The 20,865-nt window shown below is 67.3% G+C and carries 19 protein-coding genes; 8 read left to right on the top strand and 11 right to left on the bottom strand.

Annotated features, from left to right (window positions below):
• Positions 1-2: 2 nt before the first annotated feature.
• Complete coding sequence (locus ACX12F_RS10885) at positions 3-1,154, bottom strand: alpha/beta hydrolase (RefSeq protein WP_459369570.1); 1,152 nt, start codon at positions 1,152-1,154, stop codon at positions 3-5.
• Between ACX12F_RS10885 and ACX12F_RS10880 the strand changes: the two genes are divergently transcribed.
• From ACX12F_RS10880 to ACX12F_RS10870, 3 genes are all read left to right on the top strand, one after another.
• Positions 1,147-2,001, top strand: coding sequence for an aldo/keto reductase (locus ACX12F_RS10880; protein ID WP_459370309.1), 855 nt, complete (start codon positions 1,147-1,149; stop codon positions 1,999-2,001). The two genes, ACX12F_RS10885 and ACX12F_RS10880, sit on opposite strands and share 8 nt — an antisense overlap.
• 5 nt (positions 2,002-2,006) lie before the next feature.
• On the top strand, positions 2,007-2,843 hold the full coding sequence (locus ACX12F_RS10875) for an aldo/keto reductase (protein ID WP_459369569.1): 837 nt from the start codon (positions 2,007-2,009) through the stop codon (positions 2,841-2,843).
• A 364-nt stretch (positions 2,844-3,207) separates the two neighbouring features.
• Positions 3,208-3,714: a hypothetical protein gene (locus tag ACX12F_RS10870; RefSeq protein WP_459369568.1), complete on the top strand. Its 507-nt coding sequence runs from the start codon at positions 3,208-3,210 to the stop codon at positions 3,712-3,714.
• A 450-nt stretch (positions 3,715-4,164) separates the two neighbouring features.
• Here the strand turns inward: ACX12F_RS10870 and ACX12F_RS10865 are convergent, their stop codons facing one another.
• Genes ACX12F_RS10865 through ACX12F_RS10855 form a run of 3 tightly spaced genes read right to left on the bottom strand, consistent with a single transcriptional unit; the run spans position 4,165 to position 8,796 of the window.
• Positions 4,165-4,872 (bottom strand): HNH endonuclease family protein, encoded by a 708-nt coding sequence (locus ACX12F_RS10865; protein ID WP_459369567.1) that lies wholly within the window; start codon positions 4,870-4,872, stop codon positions 4,165-4,167.
• 28 nt (positions 4,873-4,900) lie between these two features.
• Positions 4,901-7,120 carry an ATP-dependent DNA helicase RecG gene (gene recG, locus ACX12F_RS10860; protein WP_459369566.1) on the bottom strand — a complete coding sequence of 740 codons (2,220 nt, stop codon included), beginning with the start codon at positions 7,118-7,120 and terminating at the stop codon, positions 4,901-4,903.
• 2 nt (positions 7,121-7,122) lie between these two features.
• Positions 7,123-8,796 carry a fatty acid kinase ATP-binding subunit FakA gene (locus ACX12F_RS10855; protein WP_459369565.1) on the bottom strand — a complete coding sequence of 558 codons (1,674 nt, stop codon included), beginning with the start codon at positions 8,794-8,796 and terminating at the stop codon, positions 7,123-7,125.
• A gap of 250 nt (positions 8,797-9,046) precedes the next feature.
• On the opposite strand from ACX12F_RS10855, the gene rpmB reads away from it, so the two are divergent.
• Positions 9,047-9,241, top strand: coding sequence for a 50S ribosomal protein L28 (gene rpmB, locus ACX12F_RS10850; protein ID WP_459369564.1), 195 nt, complete (start codon positions 9,047-9,049; stop codon positions 9,239-9,241).
• A 140-nt stretch (positions 9,242-9,381) separates the two neighbouring features.
• Here the strand turns inward: rpmB and ACX12F_RS10845 are convergent, their stop codons facing one another.
• Genes ACX12F_RS10845 through ACX12F_RS10835 form a run of 3 tightly spaced genes read right to left on the bottom strand, consistent with a single transcriptional unit; the run spans position 9,382 to position 12,042 of the window.
• Positions 9,382-10,065, bottom strand: coding sequence for a uracil-DNA glycosylase (locus ACX12F_RS10845; protein ID WP_459369563.1), 684 nt, complete (start codon positions 10,063-10,065; stop codon positions 9,382-9,384).
• A gap of 31 nt (positions 10,066-10,096) precedes the next feature.
• Positions 10,097-11,059 (bottom strand): thiamine-phosphate kinase, encoded by a 963-nt coding sequence (locus ACX12F_RS10840; RefSeq protein WP_459369562.1) that lies wholly within the window; start codon positions 11,057-11,059, stop codon positions 10,097-10,099.
• Positions 11,060-11,070: 11 nt separating this feature from the next.
• Entirely contained in the window at positions 11,071-12,042 is a 972-nt protein-coding gene (locus ACX12F_RS10835; protein ID WP_459367750.1) for an IS481 family transposase, read from the bottom strand.
• A 224-nt stretch (positions 12,043-12,266) separates the two neighbouring features.
• Between ACX12F_RS10835 and ACX12F_RS10830 the strand changes: the two genes are divergently transcribed.
• Positions 12,267-12,845 (top strand): DUF3515 domain-containing protein, encoded by a 579-nt coding sequence (locus ACX12F_RS10830; protein ID WP_459369561.1) that lies wholly within the window; start codon positions 12,267-12,269, stop codon positions 12,843-12,845.
• On the opposite strand, the gene ACX12F_RS10825 is transcribed toward ACX12F_RS10830, so the two are convergent.
• Genes ACX12F_RS10825 through ACX12F_RS10815 form a run of 3 tightly spaced genes read right to left on the bottom strand, consistent with a single transcriptional unit; the run spans position 12,842 to position 16,086 of the window.
• Entirely contained in the window at positions 12,842-13,951 is a 1,110-nt protein-coding gene (locus ACX12F_RS10825; RefSeq protein WP_459369560.1) for a D-alanine--D-alanine ligase family protein, read from the bottom strand. The genes ACX12F_RS10830 and ACX12F_RS10825 overlap by 4 nt on opposite strands.
• Before the next feature lie 20 nt (positions 13,952-13,971).
• The gene (locus ACX12F_RS10820) at positions 13,972-15,084 is read right to left on the bottom strand and encodes a cystathionine gamma-lyase (RefSeq protein WP_459369559.1); all 1,113 of its coding nucleotides are present in this window, start codon (positions 15,082-15,084) and stop codon (positions 13,972-13,974) included.
• A 3-nt stretch (positions 15,085-15,087) separates the two neighbouring features.
• On the bottom strand, positions 15,088-16,086 hold the full coding sequence (locus tag ACX12F_RS10815) for an NAD(P)H-dependent glycerol-3-phosphate dehydrogenase (RefSeq protein ID WP_459369558.1): 999 nt from the start codon (positions 16,084-16,086) through the stop codon (positions 15,088-15,090).
• A 35-nt stretch (positions 16,087-16,121) separates the two neighbouring features.
• On the opposite strand from ACX12F_RS10815, the gene cofC reads away from it, so the two are divergent.
• The 3 genes from cofC to mutT1 all read left to right on the top strand — a co-directional run bounded on the left by cofC (position 16,122) and on the right by mutT1 (position 20,061).
• On the top strand, positions 16,122-16,796 hold the full coding sequence (gene cofC, locus ACX12F_RS10810; protein WP_459369557.1) for a 2-phospho-L-lactate guanylyltransferase: 675 nt from the start codon (positions 16,122-16,124) through the stop codon (positions 16,794-16,796).
• 78 nt (positions 16,797-16,874) lie between these two features.
• Positions 16,875-19,067 (top strand): RNA degradosome polyphosphate kinase, encoded by a 2,193-nt coding sequence (locus ACX12F_RS10805; RefSeq protein ID WP_459369556.1) that lies wholly within the window; start codon positions 16,875-16,877, stop codon positions 19,065-19,067.
• Between the two features lie 64 nt (positions 19,068-19,131).
• Entirely contained in the window at positions 19,132-20,061 is a 930-nt protein-coding gene (gene mutT1, locus ACX12F_RS10800; protein ID WP_459369555.1) for an 8-oxo-(d)GTP phosphatase MutT1, read from the top strand.
• 92 nt (positions 20,062-20,153) lie between these two features.
• On the opposite strand, the gene ACX12F_RS10795 is transcribed toward mutT1, so the two are convergent.
• Positions 20,154-20,831, bottom strand: a complete 678-nt coding sequence (locus ACX12F_RS10795) for an HU family DNA-binding protein (protein ID WP_459369554.1) — start codon at positions 20,829-20,831, stop codon at positions 20,154-20,156.
• Positions 20,832-20,865: the final 34 nt, after the last annotated feature.

The following is a 20,865-nucleotide window of genomic DNA, read 5'->3' as shown; positions in this document are numbered from 1 at the left end:
CCTCAGCGGGTGAGGTGAGCCCGAAACGCGGAGACGAAGTCCGCGGTCGCCGTCGCGCTGTCGCCGCCGAGCGGGAAGAAATTCGCGAATGCGTGGACGAGCGAGCCGTACCTGCGGTGATCGACCGGCACCCCGGCGGCGGCCAGCGCCGCGGCGTAGGCGTCACCCTCGTCGCGCAGCGGGTCGAAGCCACCGGTGAGCACCAGCGCCGGGGGCAGCCCCGACAGATCGTCGGCCAACAGGGGCGACACCCGGGGGTCCGACGGCTCGAGCGCCGACTCGGCCAGGTAGTTCGCCCGGAACCAGTCCATGTCGATCTTGCTGAGGAAGTAGCCGTCGGCGAACAGCACCTTCGACCGGGTGTCCCCGGCGAAGTTGGTCACGGGATAGATCAGCAACTGCACGGCCGGCAGCGGCTTGTGATTGTCGCGGGCCAGCTGAGACACCACGGCCGCCAGGTTGCCGCCCGCGCTGTCCCCGCCGACCGCGATTTTCGCCGGGACCGCGCCCAGACGCGCGGCGTTCTCCACGCACCAGAGGTAGGCGGCGTAGCAGTCGTCGGAGGCGGCCGGCGCCGGGTGCTCGGGAGCCAACCGATATTCGACGGACACGACGTGCACGCCGGCGTCACGACAGATCAGCCGGCACAGCCCGTCATGTGACTCGATGCCGCCGACGACGAATCCGCCGCCGTGGAAGAAGACCAGCATCGGGGCGGGCCCGCTGACATCCGGTTGGTAGTGCCGGGCGCGCAGCGGTTCGACCGGACCGGGGATGGCGAGGTCGGCCGTCGTCACGGCGATGGCCGGGTCGAGGTACTGCGACAGCGCGGTCAACTGCTTTCGCGAGACGTCGATGTCGCTGCTGACGATCAGGCCGCCGGCGCCGCTCGCGTTCTGCGCCGCCAGCATCAGCTGAAGGGTGGTGTCGAGGGTGTTGCCGTCGATGGTGACCCGGCGCCCGCCGAGCAGGACCCGCTTGAGCCAGTCGGGGATTTTGGGCAGCAGCCGAAGGGCGACGCCGCCGATCTTGGTCATGACCGTCAAGCGGAGTCGGCTGGGTCGCCCCGCGACCGGATGCTCCGGTCGGACGACCAGTTCGGCGTGACTTGTCACCGCGGACTGCACAGCATCGCCTGGCATGCTCATGGTCATGGCTGATCCTTCAGGTGTTCCGAATCCAACGCTGATGCTCAACGACGGTACGTCCATCCCGGTGGTCGGCCTCGGAGTGTGGCAGACACCTGCAGAGGACACCGAACGCGCCGTCACGGCAGCATTGCACGCCGGATACCGACATATCGACACCGCCGCGGCATATCGCAACGAAACCCAGGTCGGCCAGGCCATCGCCGCGTCCGATGTCGCACGTGAGGACATCTTCGTCGTCACCAAGCTGTGGAACTCCGACCAGGGCTACGAGAAGACCCTCGCCGCGTTCGACGCCAGCATGCAGCGATTGGGGCTCGACTACCTGGACCTCTACCTGATTCATTGGCCGATGCCCGCGCAGAACCTGTTCGTCGACACCTTCAAGGCGTTCGCCCACCTGCGTGACCAGGGCCGGATCCGCGCCATCGGCGTCAGCAACTTCGAGCCCGAGCACCTGAAACTGCTCATCGACGCCACGGGGATCGTGCCGGCCGTCAACCAGATCGAACTGCATCCCCGCCTGCCCCAGGCGGAGCTGCGCGAGACCCATGCCCGGTACGGCATCGCCACCGAGGCCTGGAGCCCACTGGGGCAGGGATCCCTGCTTCAGGACCCGGCCATCACCGCCATCGCCGAGCGACACGGAAAAACGCCAGCACAGGTCCTGATTAGGTGGCATATCCAGCTGCGTAATATCGTCATCCCGAAATCGGTGAACCCAGAGCGGATTGCGAGCAATTTCAACGTGTTTGATTTCGAGCTGAGCGAAGCGGACATCGCGTCCATCGCGACCCTCGACAACGGCACCCGCCTGGGCCCGGATCCACGAACATTCAACTTCACAGGGTAGGTGACATGGCCTCCGCAGAGATTCCCAATGTGGCGCTCCACGACGACAACACGATTCCGGCGCTCGGCCTCGGTGTTGCCGAGCTGTCGGACGCCGAGACCGAGCGTGCCGTCTCGGCTGCGCTCGAGATGGGTATCCGTCTGATCGACACCGCAGCCGTCTACGGCAACGAAGAGGCCGTCGGCCGGGCCATCGCCGCGTCGGGCATCCCGCGTGCCGAGATTTTCGTCACCACCAAGCTGGCCAACGCCGACCAGGGCTTCCAGGCCGGCCAGGACGCCCTCAAGGTCAGCCTCGACAAGCTCGGCATGGAGTACGTGGACCTCTACATGATCCATTGGCCCGCCGGCGACATCAGCAAGTACGTGGACAGCTGGGGTGCGCTGATCAAGGTGCACAACGACCGCAGCGCCAAGTCGATCGGCGTCTGCAACTTCACCGACGAGGACCTGTCCACCATCATCGACCTGAGCTACGTCAGCCCGGTGGTCAACCAGATCGAGCTGCACCCGCTGCTCAACCAGGCGGCGCTGCGCGCGGTGCACGCCGAGCGCGGCATCGTCACGCAGGCCTACAGCCCTCTGGGCGTCGGCAATCTACTGACCAACCCGACCGTGCAGTCGATTGCCGGCGAGTACAGCAAGACCCCGGCGCAGGTGCTGATCCGCTGGAGCCTGCAGCTGGGTAACTCGGTCATCCCCCGCTCGTCGTCGCCGGAACGTATCGCCGAGAACATGGACGTGTTCGGCTTCGAGCTGGCCACCGAGCACATGAATGCCCTGAACGCTCTCGACAACGGCACCCGGTACCGCCCGGACCCCGCTACCTACACGGGCATCTAGGCCGCCGGGCGTTCCTGCCGTAAACACAACACAAATGGTCGTCCTCCCATCGGGAGGACGACTATTTGCGTTTAGCCCGAACGAGTTTGGGTAGCGGCGGAGGCGACCCTCGCTCGCCTGTCACAGATGTGTCCAGTGCGTCGCATGTGTCAGTTGTAGAGCAACTCGCAGCAATTGATTTGCATTAACTATCCCGCTATTACCTCTGGTGCGTTAATTTGATATTGCGTCCGCTAATCCGACGCAACCATGCAGCATCAAAGAGGGGGTTCAAAAAGTGATCCGTCCATTTGGCAGCACCTCAGAATTAACGAAACCGACAATTGTCGTCATCTCCCGTCGCTTGGCAATAGGCGCGGCGACAATGGGATTCGGCGCTTTGATAATCAGCGGCGCAACCGGCACCGCCTACGCCGACAAATCGCATTCGGGGAGCACCACCCACAGCACGACGGCCAGCGCCGGCGCGGCGAAGTCAACGCCGAAAGCCGCCGCGGCCACCCCGAAGGCAGCAGCCGCCACCCCCAAGGCAGCAGCCGCCACGCCGAAGGCAGCAGCGGCCGGCAGCCCAGTGTCCGGCATCGCGGGCGCACTGGACGGCACGGTCAAGACCGTGGCAGGCGCACTCAACGGCACCACACACACCCTCGCCGGCGACCTCGACGGCACCACCCACACCGTCGCGGGCGCGCTCAATGGCACCACGAACACCCTCGCCGGCGACCTCGACGGCACCACCAAGACCGTCGCCGGCGGACTCAACGGCACCACCCACACCGTCGCGGGCGCGCTCGACGGCACCAGCAAGACCCTCGCCGCCGACCTCAACGGCACGTTGATGACCATCGGAGGTTTTTTTGGACGCCACTAACAGCGCTTAGGCGCGAATTCGATATCCCGAGCGCGGCCAATACGGCCGATTATTGAATAGCGCCATTCTGTCGGCGAAATTCAGTTGCCTGCTATCGGTTATTTCGCCGTGTTCGCCAAAATGCGTGACCAGGTATTAGTTGCCGGGGTGCATTAGCTCGGCAACCAATACCCACGCAATCGACGCCGACTACGCCCAGATTAGCGGCGCCGCCGCCGGTCGGCTTTTCAGCAAACAATTCAGCACCGGTTTTCGTGCAGAGTCATCCCCGTAGGCAACAAAGACCCGAAGATTCCGTTCTGTTCTGGCGATCAGTGCCGGAGCACAGTGCGGTCGCGGTCACCGCACCCTCGAACACTCCCGCTCAGCAGGTATCCCTTTGCCATGGCTGCGCCAGCGCGTTGGTTGGCTCCACGGGTCAGGTCATGGGACCGCTCTACCCGCGGTTGCCTAGCCTGTCGGGCAGGTCGCGGCCGCATCGCGGAGAACGGGCACCGATGGCTGGTCGACCGGGAGTCCGTAGCCGCGCACCACCGCGATGTACTGCACCGCGTACTGGCACCAGAACCCGTGGTTGGGCGGCATCCAATCGGACGGCTGCTTGTCCCCTTTGTCCTGATTGGATTTCCCGGACACGGCAAGGAGATTCGCCGGGTCATTGGCAAATCGGAGCCGAAGCTCGTCATTCCAGTCCCGGGCCCCCAGGTCCCAGGCCAGTGCCAGCGGCACGATGTGGTCGATCTGCACCGCCGCACCGAGCTGGTTGCCACGCGTGAATGCGATGGTGTCGTTGGTATACGGGTCGTGCAGCACTCCCGTCTTCACGGCCTGCGGGCAGCGCTTGAGCGACACGATGGTCTTGTCCGTGAGATCGCGGTTCAGGATGTCGTTGCGAGTGTCGCAGCCGTTGTGGCCGTCGGGCGCCGAGTTGTCGTCGGTCCAGGGCTCGCCGAACGCCGCGCGCCGGTAGTTGGGGTCCCGCACGCGCCGCGGAATGACGACCACTCCGGCCAGGACGTCGGTACCGGGCGCGACGGTCGGTACCGATGCGCCGTCAGGGCCGTCGGCGACCGCTGCGGGTTCGTCGGCGGTACCCACCTGGATGGCCACCACGACGGCCAGCACCACCGCGGCCACCAGCCACAGCAGGCGCTTCACCACAACCCCGTCGCTGGCGCTCGCCTGGTCACGCCTTGTCCAGGTACTCGACGCGATCGGTGTCGACGAATTGGGCGGCCAGCGCGGACATCCCGGGATCATCCGGATTCTGCGCATAGGCCGCCTGACAGAACGCGCGAGCCGACTCGATGACTTCCTGGTGGTCGGCCAGCGACAGGAACCGCAGATGGCCGGCCCGCCCGGACTGGTTGAGGCCCAGCACATCGCCCTCGCGGCGTTCCTGCAGATCCAGGTCGGCCAGCTCGAAACCGTCGAGGGTGCCGGCGACGGCCTGCAACCGCGCGCCGGCCTTCGATCCCTCCGGCAGCCTCGTCGCGAGCAGGCACAGGCTGGCATGCGAGCCGCGACCGATGCGGCCCCGCAGCTGGTGCAGCTGACTGATCCCGAAGCGGTCCGCGTCCATCACGACCATGACCGTCGCGTTGGGCACGTCGACGCCGACCTCGATCACCGTGGTGCACACCAGCACATCGATCTGACCGGCCCGGAAGGCCGACATGATCGCGTCTTTCTCGTCGCCCGGCAGCCGGCCGTGCATCAGTCCCAGGCGCAGTTTCTGCAGGGGGCCCGTGCGCAGCTTGTCGTACAGTTCGACGACGGTCACCGGCGGCGGCCCGGCCTCGTTGTTCTCGGTCTGCTTGTCGTTCTCGTCGATCCGGGAGGCCACCACGTACGCCTGCCGCCCAGCCTGGACCTCTTCGCGGATACGGGCCCACGCCCGGTCCAGCCAGGCCGGCTTCTGGCTGACGAAGATGGTCTTGGTGTCGATCGGCTGGCGGCCGCGCGGCAGCTCCCGCATGGTCGAGGTCTCCAGATCGCCGTACACCGTCAGCGCGACGGTGCGCGGGATCGGCGTGGCCGTCATTACCAGCAGGTGCGGTGTCAGGCCGTCGGGAGCCTTGGCGCGCAAGCGATCTCGCTGCTCTACCCCGAACCGGTGCTGCTCGTCGACCACCACCATGCCGAGCCGGTCGAATTCCACAGCGTCCTGCAGCAGCGCGTGGGTGCCGATGACGATGCCCGCCCGTCCGCTCGATACTTCCTCACGAACCTGGCGCTTCTGTTGCGCCGTCATGGATCCGGTGAGCAGTGCCACCGAGGTCGCGTCGTCGGGCGCACCGAGCTGGCCTGCCATGGCCAACGGCCCGAGGACATCGCGAACCGACCGGGCATGTTGCACGGCAAGCACTTCCGTCGGCGCGAGCAGCGCGCACTGGTAGCCGGCATCGACCATCTGCAGCATGGCCAGCACCGAGACGATGGTCTTGCCCGAGCCGACCTCGCCCTGCAACATCCGGTTCATGGGCCGGGACTCGGACAGCTCGGCCGACAGCACCTCGAGGACGTCACGTTGGCCCGCCGTCAATTCGAACGGCAACCGGTCGCGCAGCGCGGCGGCCAGACCGTCGGCACGCGGCGGTGCCGCCGGGCCGGATTGCGACTGCGCACTGTGCCGACGGGCAGCCAGCGCCCACTGCAGGCCCGCCGCCTCATCGAAAGTCAGGCGCTCCCTGGCCTGTTCACGGTCCGCTTCGCGCTCACCGAGGTGGATGTCGCGCAGCGCCTGATCTTCAGAGATCAGACCACGTTGCACCCGGATCGATTCCGGCAGCGGGTCGGGTACCGGGTCCAGCACGGCCAGCACCTGCAGGATGCAGGCGTAGATGTCCCAGCTCTGCACCTTGGCGCATGCCGAGTAGATCGGGAAGAACTCCCGCTCGAACGCCGACATCTGCAGCTCGCCGTGCATCTTCTCGGAGGCGTCGGCGATCTTCTTCAGCGCCGGGGAACCGAACGTGCGGCCCGCACCCGAATTGAGGACCAGATGCGCGGGATGCGTCAATTGCATTGTGCGCCCGTAGAATCCGACGACACCCGACAACATCACCCGGGTCCCTTCGACAAGGGATTTCTTGAGGAATTTGGCGTTGAAGAAGGTTGCGGTGACCTTCGGATTACGGTTACCGAGGGTGACCACCAGGTATTCGCGCTTGGGCGCCCGGTTGGTCCAGCGCGTCTCCGCCTTGGTGATGACATCGACGAACGTGACGTGGTCGCCTTCCTCAGGCAACTCGGTGTCCTCGCCGAGCACCGTCATACCCTGGCTGTACTTGCGCGGATAGTGCCGCAGGAGATCGTTGACGGTGCGGATCCCGAAGAATTCTTCAAGTGGCGCAGCGGATTTGGCACCTAGTACGTGCACCAGTGAGTCGGTCAGCGCGACCACCGCTACTCCACTCCGATCAGTAACGCATCCCCACGGTGACCGGTGTGATAGGTCACCAGCTCGGCAGCCAGGTGTTCCTGGCGCACATGTTCGGCCAGCGCGGCGCCCACCTCGGCGTCGACCCCCGCGCCGGTCAGCACTGTCACCAGTTCTCCGCCCGACGACAGCAACAGGTCGATCAGCCCGCTGGCCGCACTCACCAGATCGTGGCCGACGATCAGCACCTCGTCACCGGCGATACCCAGCCCGTCGCCGGGACGGCACCTGCCGGCCCAGGTCAACGCTGCCTCGGTGGCGATCCGCACCGAACCGTGCCGGGCGCCTGCCGCCGCGCGCGCCATGGTGTACCCGTCGTCGACCGCCTGACGGTTGGGGTCGTGCACGGCCAGCGCCGCCAATCCCTGCACCATGGACCCGGCCGGTACCGGCACCACGTCCATGCCCCAACTGATCGCCGTGGCGCAGCCGGCCACCAGCTCCTCGGCAGCGAGAAAACCGTTGGGCAGCACCATGATCTGAGCGGCGCCGGTGCCGACCAGCCCGGCGAGGAACTGCTGTGCGCTGACGGGCCCGCCGTCCGGCCGCAGCACGTGCGCGCCTTCACCGCCGAACAACTCCTCCGCACCGTCGCCGTCGACGATCGCGAGCACGGCGCGGTCCCGGCTCCAGCCGCCCGAGGGCCGGGCACCGGCCGCCCCGATCAGCGCGGTGACCTGAATTCTGCTGACTGTGCCCAGGTCGAGGGCGGCCTCGATCGCGGCGCCGGCATCGTCGGCGTGCACATGCACGCTGTACTGGACACCGGCGACCGCGGCGGCGATGGCCACCGATTCACCCAGCCGCAACAATCGGGCGCGCAGCACTTCGACCCTGTCCGGGTGGCAGTCACCCAGCAGGTACATCACCTCGAATTGTGGTGGTGCGCCATTGATCTCGTGATGCCCGTGGTCGTGGTCCGCACGCGGGTGCGCGGCACCCGGCTGGTACTGCGGCCGCGGGGCCGAGGCACCGGACAGCGTCGCGGTCAGCGCGTCGAGCAGGACCAGCAACCCGCGTCCGCCGGCGTCCACGACACCCGCTTCGGCAAGCACGTCGAGCTGATCGGGGGTGCGCTCGAGCGCCACCGCGGCGGCATCCGAGACCGCGGCCGCGATGGTCGCGAGGTCGGCCACGCCGTTCTGGTTCTCGGCTTCCACTGCGGCCGCCTGCAGTACCGAGACGATGGTGCCGGGCACCGTCTGCCCGACGGACGCGACGGCCAGGACCTGCGCGTGGTGCAAGGCCGCGGTGAATTCGGGCGCGGTGATCTCACCGCACTCTCCGCCCTCGCCGCGCTGCAGCGCAGCCTCGGCCGCGACGTCGGCCACCCCGCGCAGGATCTGGGACAGGATGACCCCGGAGTTACCCCGGGCGCCGCGCAAGGCCCCTGCCGACAACGCGGCCGACACCGCCGCCACGTCGTTGCCCGCCGCCTTCACCGCCTCGTCAGCCTGAGCTGCGGCAGCACGCATGGTGAACAACATGTTGGTGCCGGTGTCGGAATCGGCAACCGGGTAGACGTTGAGCCGGTTGATCTCGTCGGTGTGGGCAATCAGATGCAGGACCGCGGTGTGAGCCCAGTCACGTAACGCGATCCCATCCAGCGGACGGGGTGTGCGACCCACGCCAGCTGACATGTGACCTCCATCGCGTTCACCCGGGTGCACCCCGATTCTGCAGTCGCCCGCCCGGCAACCCTCGGTGCCCGTCAGCCTAGCCAGTGGCCCCGACAGATTTCCTGACCAACTCCTATCGAACACCCCGCCACCAGACCCATTTTGGTGATCGTCAGGCCGCCCGGTATCCTGGTCAGGTTGTCTGTTCGCGCCGCGCAAGTCTGTGGCCGTCGGACTCAGACCCCAAGTACTGATTTTCGAGGAGTTCTTCATGGCCGCCGTGTGCGACATCTGCGGAAAGGGACCGGGCTTCGGTATGTCCGTCTCGCACTCCCATCGTCGGACCAACCGCCGCTGGGATCCGAACATCCAGACCGTGCGTGCCGTCGACCGTCCGGGCGGTAACCGCAAGCGTGTCAACGCCTGCACCTCCTGCATCAAGGCCGGCAAGGTCACCCGCGGCTAGTTTCGGCTACCCCGGGGCGGATTGATTCCGCTTACCACTGAAGCTGTACACGAAAGCGCTGCGCGAAACCCGCGCAGCGCTTTCGCGTGTCTTCAGTCCGAAGACGCCGGGCGCGGTCGCGACCGTAACCTGATGGTGGCCTAAGGCAGCCGCCAGTCGATGGGCTCCGCGCCGAGTCCCGTCAGCAGCTCGTTGGCCCGGCTGAACGGACGAGACCCGAAGAAGCCGCGGGACGCCGACAACGGCGACGGGTGCACCGACTCGATGCTCGCGCACCGCTCACCTGTGAGCATGGGCTTGAGGGTCTGCGCGTCGCGCCCCCACAGCACCGCCACGAGCGGCTGGGGTCGCGCGATCAGTGCCTTGATGGCGCACTCGGTGACGGCCTCCCAGCCTTTTCCGCGGTGCGACGCCGGATTGCCCGGCCGTACCGTCAGCACCCTGTTCAGCATCATGACGCCCTGCTTCGACCACGGGCTCAGGTCGCCGCAACCGGGCGGCTCGTGGCCGAGGTCCGCTGTGTACTCGGTGAAGATGTTGGACAGGCTGCGCGGCAGCGGACGTACCTCGGGAGCCACCGAGAAGCTGAGCCCGACGGCGTGTCCAGGGGTCGGATAGGGGTCCTGCCCCACGATCAGCACCCGCACCTCGTCGAAGGGGAAGGTGAAGGCGCGCAACACATTCTCCCCCGTCGGCAAGTAGCCGTGGCCCGCCGCGTTCTCGGCGCGCAGAAACTCACCCATCGCGGCGACCTGCTCGGCGACCGGTTCGAGCGCGCGGGCCCAGCCGGGCTCCACCAGTTCCGATAGCGGGCGGGCGGTCATGCGGGCACCTGAGATCTCACGGGTAGCCACCCTACTGACCGAACGATTCCCAGCCGCCGACTCCTTGCCATGACGCGCCGTCGAGCGTCACGCGCGGCGCGCCGGACAGGACGGTCCCGATGGCGCGCCACCCGTCCGGCAGTGCGCCGCCGAAGGTGCCGACCAGCACGTGGTCCTCGCCGCCGCCGAGCACCCAGGAGCGGGCGTCGCCCCCGACCATCGCGGCCGCCGGCGTCAGGGTGGCCACGTCGGCCTCGAGCGCCGCCGTCGACAGGTCGACGGCTACGCCCGAGGCCTCCGCGATGTGGCCGACGTCGGCGACCAATCCGTCGGACACGTCCGTCAGCGAGGTCGCACCCGCCGCTGCGGCAGCCGCCCCTTGCCCGTACCGGACGTGCGGCACCAGATGCCGCTGGCGCAGCTCATCGAATTCGTGGATACCCTTGTGCCAGAGGGCATACCCCGCGCCTGACCACCCCAGGTCACCGACCACCGCGACGGTGTCCCCCGGCCGCGCACCAGACAGCAGCACCGGCGGACGGCCGCCCAGATCCCCGAGTACGGTGACCGAGACCACCCACTGGGGCGCCGCGACCAGGTCACCACCGACGATGCCTGCGCCGAATCGCGTTGCCTCCGACCACATTCCGTCGGTCAGCTGTTGCGCGTCCGCGGCCGCGGTGTCGACCGGCGCCCCGAAGGCGACGACGAAGGCGTACGCCCGTCCTCCCATGGCCTCGATATCCGCGGCGTTCTGCGCGATTGCCTTGCGCCCCACGTCATGCGGCGTGGACCAGTCCCGGCGGAAATGCCGACCCTCCACCAGCATGTCGGTGGAGACCACAGCCCGGCCGTCGGGAACGGACACGAGCGCGGCATCGTCACCCGGACCGACGACGACCTCGGCGGGCTGGGTACGGCGGGCGGTCAAGCGCCCGATCACCGCGAACTCGCCGAGCTCCGCCAGGGTCTCCCCGGATTCAGCGCTGGTCATGGTGGTGGAGTCTAGGTGTTCTTCACAGGCAGGTTGTGAACGCGTAGGCGGTCGATGGGTGTCTTGCCTTTGATGCCGCTGTGGGGTCGATGGTGATTGTAGTGATGCAGCCAGTGGGGATAGGTCACGGCGCGTTCGTCCTCTGATAGGTAGGTGCGTGCGTAGGCCCATTCGGTGGCCAGGGTCCGGTTGAATCGTTCGACCTTGCCGTTGGTTTGGGGACGGTACGGCCGGGTCTTCTTGTGGCTGATGCCATCGCCGAGCGCGGTAGCGAAAACCTTTGACCGATAGCATGATCCGTTATCGGTCAGCACCCGCTTAACAGTGATGCCGTAACCATTGAAGTAGGCGTTGGCCCGGACCCAGAAATCGGCGGCGGTCTGTTTGCGCTCATCGCCGAGGATCTCCGAGTACGCCAACCGCGAGTGGTCATCAACGGCATGGTGCAGGTAGGCGTAGCCGGCCCCGCTGCGGTTGCGCCGTCCGGCTTGGCGCCCGAGTTTGCGATGCCCACCGCCGTCGGGGATGCGACCGAGCTTTTTGATGTCGACGTGGACCAGGTCTCCGGGCGCGGGATGCTCGTAGCGGTGAGGTTTGGGTCGGCGCACGACCAACCCGGTGTTCTGGTCCAGATCACGCAGCAGCGGCATCCGGTAGCGGCGCAGGACCGCCTCCACAGTCGAGCGGGGCAGCCGTAGGTGCGCCGCGATGCGGTGCGGGCCCCAGCGACGGGTGAAGCGCACCTTGATGATCCGGCGCTCGCGACGCTGCGCCAGGCGCCGCGGGCTACGGTGCGGGCGGCTGGAGCGATCGGCCATCGCCTGCTTACCTCCAGCGCGGTAGCGATCGGCCCATTTCTTGGCCGTGGCCCTCGAACACTGGAATCGCTCGGCAGCACGAGCCAGCGGCCATCGGTCATCAACAACACACTGAGCCAGAGCCAAACGGCCACGCGGAGTCAGGAAGGCATTACGGTGAGACACGAGGACCTCTCGGTGATCGATGTGTGTGTGGTAACCACAGCGATACCGGAGGTCCTCACCTATTTCCGCTCACCACGCCGTTCACAACCTGTCCAAGAGTTACATCTAGGGCGCACGACGATCAAGCGGCGAGGCACGAGCCGCGTTGAAGAGTGCGGCAAGTCGATGATGCAGGTTGACCGCCGTCAGGCTGCCGGGGCGACCGGCGCTCTAGAGTTGCCGTCATGACCGAAACCGGTGACCCCGATGATCTGGATGGGCCGCCGCGCGGCGCCATCATCGCGGCCATCGTGGTGGCGGTCGCGGCGATCGTCGGATTGCTCGCGTATGCGGCGCTGCGGCAGGCGCCGGCGGACCTGCCTGTTGCCCTCCCGCCGGCCGACGCGCCGGCGCCGCAGGCCGACAGCGAGCAGTGCCGCGCACTCCTGGCGGCACTGCCGGACACCATGGGCGACTTCCGGCGGGCGACGCTCGCCGACCCGGCCCCTACGGGAGCCGCCGCCTGGCTGGGACCGACCGGCATCGACACCGTGGTGCTGCGCTGCGGTGTCGAGCGCCCCGACGGCTTCGTGGTCGGCGCACCGCTGCAGATGGTGAACGCGGTGTCGTGGTTCGAAGCCAGCGGCCCCTCGGCCAGCACCTGGTACGCCGTCGACCACGGCGTAGTCGACGGCGGAAAAGGGGCCACTTACGTGGCGCTGACGCTGCCGCAGGGCTCCGGTCCGACGCCGATCCAGACCGTCTCCGAGCTCATCGAGAAGGTGATGCCGGCCCGCCCGCTGGACCCGGCGCCGGCCCGCTAACGCAGGCCGGTCCCCCGTCCGACCGCCGTATCCACCATGACACTCAGCAAGGTGGCGTAGTCGACACCGCTGGCGGCCCACATCTGCGGGTACATCGAGATGGTGGTGAAGCCCGGCATGGTGTTGATCTCGTTGATCACCGGCCCGTTCTCGGTCAGGAAGAAGTCGACGCGGGCCAGGCCCTGGCAGTCCAGCGCCTTGAACGCGCGAATGGCCAATTGTCTTATCTCGTCGGCGATTTCGTCATCGACCTTGGCCGGCACGTCCAGCTCGGCGGCGTCCTCGAGGTACTTGGTGGCGAAGTCGTAGAACCCGCCACCCACGCGAATCTCGCCCAGCTCGCTGGCCGCGATACGGCCGTCGGGGTATTCCAGCACCCCGCATTCCACTTCCCGGCCCGGCATCGCGGCTTCGACGATCACCTTCGGGTCGTGTTGGCGCGCATAGGCGATGGCCTGATCGAGCTCGTCCCACGAAGCGACCCGGCTCACACCGATGGACGATCCGCCGCGGGCCGGCTTGACGAACACCGGCAGGCCCAGGCGCTCGCGGTCATCCAGGCTCAACGTCACATCGCGCGGCCGCAGCACCACCTGGTCGCCGATCGGCAGACCGTCGGCAGCCAGCAGCTTCTTGGTGAATTCCTTGTCCATACCCGCGGCGCTGGCCAGCACGCCCGCGCCGACATACGGCACACCGGCCAGTTCCAGCAGGCCTTGGATGGTGCCGTCTTCGCCGTACGGGCCGTGCAGCACCGGGAAAACGACGTCGACGGCCGTCAGGACCTGCGCGACACCGTCGTGCAGAGACAGCAGTTCACCGCGGCGGTTCGGGTCGGCGGCCAGCGTCAGCGCGGTGCCAGACGCGGCGGTGACACCGGGCAGCTGCCCGTCGGTGATGGCAAGGGTCTCGGGACGACCGTCGCCCAGCACCCACGAACCGTCCGGGGTGATGCCGACAGCGACGACCTCGTAGCGGGCCGGGTCCAGGTTGCGCAGGATGCTCCCGGCCGAAACGCAGGAGATCGCGTGCTCCGAACTGCGTCCGCCGTAAACGACGGCGACCCGGGTACGGCCGGCGGCTCCTGAGGAATGAGGGGCAGTCACAACCTAGAGAGGCTACCTGGCTACTCCAGGGCACCCGTGATGTCGGCCAGTAGGTCATCGATGTCCTCGATGCCGAGCGAGATCCGCGCAAAACCCGGCGACACCGCATCGCCCCAGCGTGCACGCCTGTCGACCGAGGTGTGGATGCCACCGAAACTGGTGGCGGCGACCAGCAGCCGGCTGCGGTTCACCAGATCGTGCACGGCGGCGGCGTCGGCCAACTCGATCGCGAGCAGCCCGCCGAATCGCCGCATCTGATCCCGGGCCACGGGATGCGCCGCGTCGGTGGGCAGCCCGGGATAGCGGACGGCCCGCACAGCCGGGTGGGCATCGAGCGTCATGGCCAGCGCGAGGGCGTTGCTGCACTGCCGTTCGAACCGCAGACCGGCGGTGCCCAGGCTGCGCAACGCCAACCAGGCCTCGAAATGCCCGAGGATCGCACCGGCCAGCACGCGTTCCCGCTCGATGGCGGCCATCAGCTCCCGGTGGCATCCGGCGACGTAGCCGGCCAGCAGATCGCTGTGCCCGGACAGGCCCTTTGTGGCACTGGCGACCACCAGATCGGCACCGAGCGACAGCGGCTGCTGACCCAGCGGGGTCGCGGCGGTGTTGTCCACCACCAGGGTCGCGCCGCGGGAGCGGCAGATCGTGGACAACCGGTGCAGGTCGACGACATCGAGCGTGGGGTTCACCGGAGATTCGGCGAGCACCACATCGGCATGGGACAGCTGCTCGGCGGCGCCACAGATTCCCGCGGCGGTCGCCTCGATCACGGTGACGCCACGGGCGGCGAGATACTCGGCCGCGTACCGGCGTACCTGGTAATAACCATCGGCTGGGACCACCAGAGTGGTACCCGGGGTCGCCAGCACCCGCAGTGCGGACGAGATGGCGGCCATCCCCGACGAGAACGTCAGCGCCGAGATGGCGCCTTCCAGTTCGGCCAGGGCCGATTCCAGCTGGCGCCACACTGGATTGGAGTTGCGGCCGTAGAAGTCCAGACCGTCGGCTTCGTCGTCGGACAGGTGATACGCCGCCACCGGAACCGGCGGCGGCGCCACCGGCTGCCCTGGAACCCGCTGTGATGCAGTCGCTTTGACGCTACGGGTGGAATCGCCGAGCTGGCCGTCCATTGCTCACTCCGGTTTGGTGCTGCGGCCGAGGACCAGTGCGAAGGCTTCGTCGACCGATAACCCCTTGTGGCACACCCGGTTCACGGCATCGGTCAGCGGCATCTCGACGTCGTAGCTCTCGGCGAGGGCCAGCACCGACTGGCAGGAGGTGACGCCCTCGGCGACTTTCCCGCTGGCCGCAGCCATCGCCGATTCCATGGTGCCGCCGCGGGCCAGGCGCTCACCGAAGCTGCGATTGCGGGACTGTGGCGACGTGCAGGTGGCGACCAGATCGCCGACGCCGGCCAAGCCCGCCAGCGTTACGCCCTTGGCACCCAGCGCGATTCCCAGCCGCATGATTTCGGCCAGGCCGCGGGTGATGATGGCGGCGGCGGTGTTCTCACCGAAACCGACGCCGGCAGCCATTCCACACGCCAGCGCGATGACGTTCTTGCAGGCCCCACCGATCTCGGCGCCGATGACGTCGGCGTTGGTGTACGGCCGGAAATATCCCGTCGCGAACGCGCGCTGCAGGGCGACCGCCCGACCCGAGTCGGTACACGCGATGACAGTGGCGGCGGGCTGTTCGTCGACCACCTCACTGGCCAGGTTGGGCCCGCTGAGCACGCCGACCCGGCCCGAATCAGCACCGGTCACCTGGACGATGACCTGGCTCATGCGCAGCAGGCTGTCGAGTTCGATGCCCTTGGCCACGCTGACGAGCGTGGTGTCGTCACCCAGATGGCCGGTCCAGTCGGTCAGGTTGGTGCGCAGCGTCTGGGACGGCACTGCCAGCAGGACCGTACACGCACCCGTCAGCGCTTCGGCGGGATCCGCGGTCGCTTTGATGGACGCCGGTAACGCCCGGTCACCGAGATATTTCGAGTTCCGGTGCGTCTCGTTGATCTCGCGCGCCACCTCCGCGCTGCGCGCCCACAACGTCACATTGTTGCCCGCGTCCGCCAGGACTTTCGCCAGTGCCGTCCCCCACGCTCCGGCACCCATCACCGCTGCCTCCACCACGGCGTCAACAGTAGTCCCGTCGACCCTTTGGCAGTATGGCGGTCATGAGCATCGACCCGAGTGCGGACACGGCCGGCGGCGGCACCGGTGTCGGGTTGATCATCGCGCTGAAGAGGCTGGCCGCGGCCAAGACGCGGCTGGCCCCGGTTTTCGCCGGCGATCTGCGCGAGCAGGTAGTGCTCGCGATGCTCCTCGACACCATCGCCGCTGCCTTGGCCGTGCCCGCCGTCGGCTCCGTCACCGTCGTCACCCCGGACGCGGAGGCGGCCGCCGCGGTGCGCGAGCTCGGTGCCGACGTTCTCGTGGACCCCACTCCGGCGGGGCACCCCGATCCGTTGAATCACGCACTCGCGGCCACGGAGCGGTCCTTGCGGGACCGGGTGACGAACATCGCGGTATTGCAGGGCGATCTGCCTGCGCTACGCACCGCGGAACTGGCCGACGCCATCGCCGGCGCCAGTCGGCATGCTCGCAGTTTCATCGCTGACCGGCACCGCACCGGCACCGCGGCGCTCTTCGCTTTCGGCGCTCCCCTCGACCCCGAATTCGGTGCCGATTCCGCACGGCGCCATGCAGATTCGGGTGCGGTGGAACTATCGGGCGAATGGCCGGGACTGCGCTGCGACATCGACACCCCGGACGATCTGGAGACGGCGCGCAGACTCGGCGTGGGTCCCGCGACGACCCGGATCGTCAGCGCCGCACGGTGAGGGCAGACGCCCCGGTCTGACGATCCAGCATCACCAACCGTGTGGCCTGCACCCTGCCGATAGGGAATGATCGTCTGGGTGACCGAAGCCGACACCCGATCAATGCAGACCGAGCGGGCCTCAGTCGACGGCCCGCGTGCGCGGGCGGCTGTCGACTCCGACCCGGAGCCGCTGCCTGCGGCCACCGCGGATCCGACAGACGGCGCGCTACCCGATGACCGCTACCTCAACCGTGAGCTGAGCTGGCTGGACTTCAACGCCCGGGTGTTGGCGCTCGCCGCCGACCGGTCACTGCCGCTGCTGGAGCAGGCCAAGTTCCTGGCGATCTTCGCGTCGAATCTCGATGAGTTCTACATGGTTCGGGTGGCCGGGCTGAAGCGCCGCGACGAGACCGGTCTGTCGGTCCGGTCGGCGGACGGCCTGTCCCCTCGCGAACAACTGCGCCGGATCGGTGAACGCACCCAGCAGATCTCGACCCGGCACTCCGCGGTGTTCGGTGAGGTGGTGCGCCCGGCGCTGGCCGAGCAGGGCATCACGATCGTCAACTGGAGCGAACTCGACGAGAACGAGCAGTCCAAACTCTCGACCTACTTCCACGATCAGGTGTTCCCGGTGCTGACGCCGCTGGCCGTCGACCCCGCGCACCCGTTCCCGTTCGTCAGCGGGCTGAGCATCAACCTGGCCATCACCGTGCGCAACCCCGACGACGGCACTCGGCACTTCGCCCGAATCAAGGTGCCGGACAACGTCGATCGATTCGTCGAGCTGCCCGACCCGGGGTCGGCGGGCGACGGCGTCAAGTCCCGCGTGCGGTTCCTGCCGATGGAAGAACTGATCGCGGCATTCCTGCCGGTGCTGTTCCCGGGGCTGGACATCGTCGAACATCACGCTTTCCGGATCACCCGTAACGCCGACTTCGAAGTCGAAGAGGACCGCGACGAGGATCTCCTGCAGGCGCTGGAACGCGAGCTCGCCCGGCGCCGGTTCGGCTCCCCGGTGCGGCTCGAGGTCGCCACGGACATGACCGAGAACATGCTCGATCTGCTGCTGCGCGAGCTGGACGTGCACCCTGGCGACGTCATCGAAGTTCCTGGACTGCTGGATCTTTCGTCGCTGTGGCAGATCTACGGTGTCGACCGGCCCGACCTTAAAGACCGGCCGTTCGTACCGGCCACTCCCCCCGCGTTCGGCGAACGTGAGACACCCAAGAGCATTTTCGCGACACTCCGCGACGGAGATGTCCTGGTGCACCACCCGTACGACTCGTTCTCCACCACGGTGCAGCGTTTCATCGAGCAGGCCGCCGCCGACCCGAATGTGTTGGCCATCAAGCAGACCCTGTATCGGACTTCGGGCGACTCCCCGATTGTCAACGCGCTGATCGACGCCGCCGAGGCCGGCAAGCAGGTGGTGGCCCTGGTCGAGATCAAGGCCCGCTTCGATGAGCAGGCCAACATCAAGTGGGCCCGGCAACTGGAGCAGGCAGGCGTGCACGTGGTGTACGGACTGATCGGTCTCAAGACGCACTGCAAGACGGCGTTGGTGGTGCGACGCGAAGGTTCGACCATCCGCCGCTACTGCCACATCGGCACCGGCAACTACAACCCGAAAACCGCGCGCCTGTACGAGGACGTGGGCCTGCTGACCGCGGCACCTGAGATCGGTGCCGACCTCACCGATCTGTTCAACTCGCTGACCGGGTACTCGCGCAAGGTGTCGTACCGCAATCTGCTGGTCGCCCCGCACAGTGTGCGGCGCGGCATCATCGAGCGCATCGAGCGCGAGATCGAAGCCAAACGGGCCGGCGGCGACGGTCGCATCCGCATGAAGATGAACGCCTTGGTCGACGAGCAGGTCATCGACGCGCTGTACCGGGCGTCGCAGGCCGGGGTGCGGGTGGAGGTCGTGGTCCGGGGCATCTGTGCGCTACGTCCGGGTGCCGAAGGATTCTCCGAGAACATCGTGGTGCGCTCGATTCTCGGTCGCTTCCTTGAACATTCACGCGTTATTCACTTCAACGCCATCAATGAATTCTGGATCGGCAGCGCCGACATGATGCATCGTAATCTCGACCGTCGCGTCGAGGTGATGGCTCAGGTGAAGGACCCGAGACTGACCGAAGAACTGAGCGGGGTGTTCGATTCCGCGATGGATCCCGCGACCCGCTGCTGGGGGCTGGGTCCTGACGGGCACTGGACGGCGCTGCCACGGGAAGGCGAGAAGGTACGGGATCACCAGGTGTCGATCATGGAGCGGCACCGGACACCGTAGTTTTTCGCCCGGCAAGCCACGCACCGCGAAAACCTGATCCCGACAACCACACCCAGGAGCACAGGTGCCGAACAAGACGGCGCACGATACCCCCGCGACGCCGGTGTTCGCGGCCGGAGCGGTGTTGTGGCGCCCCGGCGAATCCGGGGATCCGCTGATCGCCGTCATCCACCGCCCGCGTTACGACGACTGGTCACTACCCAAGGGCAAAGTGGATCCCGGTGAGACCGAACCGGTTACCGCCGTCCGTGAAGTCTTGGAAGAGACCGGGTATGAGTCGGTACTGGGCCGGCGGCTGGCGTCCGTCACCTATCCGCTGGAGTACGGCACCAAGAAGGTCCGCTACTGGGCGGCCCGCACGACCGGTGGTGGGTTCAGCCCCAACGCCGAAGCGGACAAGCTCGACTGGCTACCGGTTGCCGACGCCATGCTCCGGCTGCAGTACCCCCATGATCGAAAGGTACTGCGGCGCTTCGTTCGTCGACCTGCCGATACCCGCACGGTGCTGATCGTCCGGCACGCCACCGCGGGGCGCAAGGCCCGGTACAAGGGCGACGATCGGCTGCGACCGCTCGACATGAAGGGCCGGGCACAAGCGGAATCGCTTGTCGGCCAACTGCTCGCCTTCGGCGCCAGCGACGTCTACGCGGCATCGCGGACCCGGTGCCACCAGACGATGGAACCGCTGGCACAGGAGCTCGGTGTCCAGATACGGGACGAGCCGACGCTCACAGAAGAGGCCTATGCGACCGACGCCGATGCGGCACGGAAGCGGGTGCTGAAGATTGCCGCGAAAAGCGATGGCGAAACAGTCCCCGTCATCTGCACCCAGGGCAAGGTGATCCCCGGCCTGATTTCGTGGTGGTGCGAGCGCAGCGGTATCCGGCCCGACAAATCACGTAATCGCAAGGGCAGCATGTGGGTGATGACGCTGCACGGTGACGCGCTGGTCGCCGCGGACCACATCGGCAGCCCACTACCGACAATGCTTTAACGGCCGCCCGTTCCGATGGGCCCAGCCCACACACAGACACGCCGTGGATCGCATGATCCACGGCGTGTCCGAGTCGGACCTATCGGTAGGGCTTAGCGGCGACCCTTCTTGGCGGGCGCAGCTTTCTTGGCCGGTGCGGCCTTCTTGGCGGGCGCAGCCTTCTTGGCCGGTGCGGCCTTCTTGGCGGGAGCGGCCTTCTTGGCCGGAGCCTTGGTGGCGGCAGCCTTCTTGACCGGAGCCGCGGCCTTCTTGGCCGGTGCGGCCTTCTTGGCGGGAGCGGCCTTCTTGGCCGGAGCCTTGGTAGCGGCAGCCTTCTTGACCGGAGCCGCGGCCTTCTTGGCGGGAGCGGCCTTCTTGGCCGGAGCCTTGGTAGCTGCAGCCTTCTTGGCCGGCGCGGCCTTCTTGGCGGGGGCAGCCTTCTTGGCGGCACCACGCTTGGCCGGAGCTGCGGTCGCGCCGCGCTTGACCGCGGGACCTTCGGCCGAAAGACGCTGTGCACCAGACACAACAGCCTTGAACTGGGCGCCCGGGCGGAACGCCGGAACCGACGTCGGCTTCACCTTGACGGTCTCACCTGTGCGCGGGTTGCGCGCAACGCGGGCAGCACGGCGACGCTGCTCGAAGACGCCGAAGCCAGTGATGGTGACGCTCTCGCCCTTGTGCACGGCGCGCACGATGGTGTCCACGATGTGCTCGACGGCCGCGGTGGCCTGACGACGATCGGTGCCCAACTTTTCTGTCAGGGCATCGATAAGTTCTGCTTTGTTCATCCAAAACCTCCGATGTCAGTGGCCCTGGGTGGAC

The sequence above is a fragment of the Mycolicibacterium sp. HS_4_1 genome (assembly GCF_054515875.1).
The sequence above is the reverse complement of the archived record's forward strand: the minus strand, read 5'-3'. Positions and strand labels throughout refer to the sequence as shown.

Excerpts from the sequence above, each read along its gene's own strand:
- ACX12F_RS10845 (WP_459369563.1), bottom strand. The coding sequence starts at position 10,065 with ATGACCGCCCGCCCGCTATCGGAACTGGTGGAGCCCGGCTGGGCCCGC.
- ACX12F_RS10795 (WP_459369554.1), bottom strand. The coding sequence starts at position 20,831 with ATGAACAAAGCAGAACTTATCGATGCCCTGACAGAAAAGTTGGGCACC.
- ACX12F_RS10840 (WP_459369562.1), bottom strand. The coding sequence starts at position 11,059 with ATGACCAGCGCTGAATCCGGGGAGACCCTGGCGGAGCTCGGCGAGTTC.
- ACX12F_RS10830 (WP_459369561.1), top strand. The coding sequence starts at position 12,267 with ATGACCGAAACCGGTGACCCCGATGATCTGGATGGGCCGCCGCGCGGC.
- ACX12F_RS10885 (WP_459369570.1), bottom strand. The coding sequence starts at position 1,154 with ATGACCATGAGCATGCCAGGCGATGCTGTGCAGTCCGCGGTGACAAGT.
- ACX12F_RS10880 (WP_459370309.1), top strand. The coding sequence starts at position 1,147 with ATGGTCATGGCTGATCCTTCAGGTGTTCCGAATCCAACGCTGATGCTC.
- cofC (WP_459369557.1), top strand. The coding sequence starts at position 16,122 with ATGGCGGTCATGAGCATCGACCCGAGTGCGGACACGGCCGGCGGCGGC.
- ACX12F_RS10875 (WP_459369569.1), top strand. The coding sequence starts at position 2,007 with ATGGCCTCCGCAGAGATTCCCAATGTGGCGCTCCACGACGACAACACG.
- ACX12F_RS10870 (WP_459369568.1), top strand. The coding sequence starts at position 3,208 with ATGGGATTCGGCGCTTTGATAATCAGCGGCGCAACCGGCACCGCCTAC.
- ACX12F_RS10820 (WP_459369559.1), bottom strand. The coding sequence starts at position 15,084 with ATGGACGGCCAGCTCGGCGATTCCACCCGTAGCGTCAAAGCGACTGCA.
- rpmB (WP_459369564.1), top strand. The coding sequence starts at position 9,047 with ATGGCCGCCGTGTGCGACATCTGCGGAAAGGGACCGGGCTTCGGTATG.
- ACX12F_RS10855 (WP_459369565.1), bottom strand. The coding sequence starts at position 8,796 with ATGTCAGCTGGCGTGGGTCGCACACCCCGTCCGCTGGATGGGATCGCG.